The following is a 1,509-nucleotide window of genomic DNA, read 5'->3' on the forward strand; positions in this document are numbered from 1 at the left end:
AAACGCGAATCTTATCTCTCAGCCCAATCCCGAGCCTTTTCCTGTGCTGATTCCTATGCCTGTTCCTGATTTCATAACTGAGCTCAATTCTAATCTCATTCCCAAGCTCAATCCTGATCTCTAATCTCGTAGGTCCCGTGTGGTAGTATCTTATGCGGCTACAACAGACCAAGGAATGCTAGCGCATGCGGGTGCGGTAAGATGGCAGGGGTTAGGCAACGCGATTTCACGGCCAATGTGCATTCTGCCCAGGCTCCTTTAACATTACAGATGTTTCAATTTACGCGACCATTTGTAGCGCGGTAATGCAATTTCGCGTCGTTTCCGCTTGACCGGGAGGTTTATTATGATTGCCGGTGACGATGATCGCTACGAAGAGATCGTAACGCAGATTGGAGCGGCGAATAGTCTCGCGCAAATGCAAGATGTGGCCGCTGGTATATGCAGAGCGTATCATCTCGCCAATATCGCGTATCACGCGGTTTATCTTCCAGGCGCTCAAATTTTCAACCCGATCTTGGTTCTGACTTATGAGTCTGAATGGATCGAGCGCTATAAAAACAACGATTACTTCAAAATTGATCCGGTGGTTGTTTCTGGAACCAAAGGCTTCCTGCCGCTGGATTGGGCGCATCTTGACCGCGATAATGATGTTGCCCGGGATTTTTTCGCGGAAGCTGACCGGTTTGCAGTCGGCTGGCAGGGCATGACCTGGCCCGTGCGCGGGGCTGGGGGCGAGCGGACATTGTTCACGATTACCGCGAACATGTCGGTGCCCGAGTGAGAGGAGCGGCGAGTTTCGTATAAAAGAGAATTCCAGATGATCACGCATTATATGCATGATCGGATTGTAGAGATTTCCGGCTATCGAGATGCAAAGCCAAAGCCATCGCTATCCCGGCGTGAGATCGCGTGCCTCGAATTGGCATGATATCACAACCGCTGCCGACTTGCTGGAGGGGCAAACCGCTGGTGGTGTTGTTGCAGACAAGGCATATTACAGCAGTGAACTCAGTGAAATGATCGACGACGCCAATATCGAGGCTATCATCCTATCTAAGCGAAACCGGAAACTCAAAATCCCACACGATATCCAAGCCTATAAGCTCAGAAATCGTATCGAAAGGTTCTTCAATAAGCTCAAACACCTCCGCCGGGTGGCAACCCGTTACGACCGAAGAGCCGCGTACTTCATGGCAACCGCCCAACTCGCCTCATCCATGATCTGGATGCACTGAATGTCGATTCGTCCTGGGGACTTTAGCTCTTCCAGCTCAAATCGCTTTGATCGCTGATACTTCTCAGATCATCGAGGAGTAGACGCGATCTTAGTTTTGTCCTCCTTTACGTTGCTGATTCCGACGAAGCCGGCCATGCATTCCAACTTGAATCCGACCACTGATCCAAACCTTGTAATAGATTTCAACACTAGCAGTTTGCTGAAAAACCCCGAAACTTGGTTTTATTTTTTCTGATTTAGCTTTGGGGCCTGGATTTTGGTTCAAGTGA

At 49.6% G+C, this 1,509-nt stretch carries 3 protein-coding genes; 2 read left to right on the forward strand and 1 reads right to left on the reverse strand.

All coding sequences use genetic code 11. From position 1 onward, the window contains the following. Positions 1-346 precede the first annotated feature (346 nt). Together MXAZACID_RS17215 and MXAZACID_RS17220 are read left to right on the forward strand one after the other, a co-directional pair. Positions 347-784, forward strand: a complete 438-nt coding sequence (locus MXAZACID_RS17215) for an autoinducer binding domain-containing protein (RefSeq protein ID WP_008495838.1) — start codon at positions 347-349, stop codon at positions 782-784. An 88-nt stretch (positions 785-872) separates the two neighbouring features. Next, entirely contained in the window at positions 873-1,238 is a 366-nt protein-coding gene (locus MXAZACID_RS17220) for an IS5/IS1182 family transposase (RefSeq protein WP_008495839.1), read from the forward strand. 90 nt (positions 1,239-1,328) lie between these two features. Here the strand turns inward: MXAZACID_RS17220 and MXAZACID_RS19915 are convergent. After that, on the reverse strand, positions 1,329-1,509 hold a 181-nt coding region (locus MXAZACID_RS19915), incomplete at its 5' end, for a hypothetical protein (RefSeq protein ID WP_205619870.1).

It is taken from the genome of Acidocella sp. MX-AZ02, from assembly GCF_000306035.1.
GTDB classification, from domain to species: domain Bacteria; phylum Pseudomonadota; class Alphaproteobacteria; order Acetobacterales; family Acetobacteraceae; genus Acidocella; species Acidocella facilis.

Coding starts and splice junctions, on each gene's coding strand:
- MXAZACID_RS17215 (WP_008495838.1), top strand. CDS start 347: ATGATTGCCGGTGACGATGATCGCTACGAAGAGATCGTAACGCAGATT.
- MXAZACID_RS17220 (WP_008495839.1), top strand. CDS start 873: ATGCAAAGCCAAAGCCATCGCTATCCCGGCGTGAGATCGCGTGCCTCG.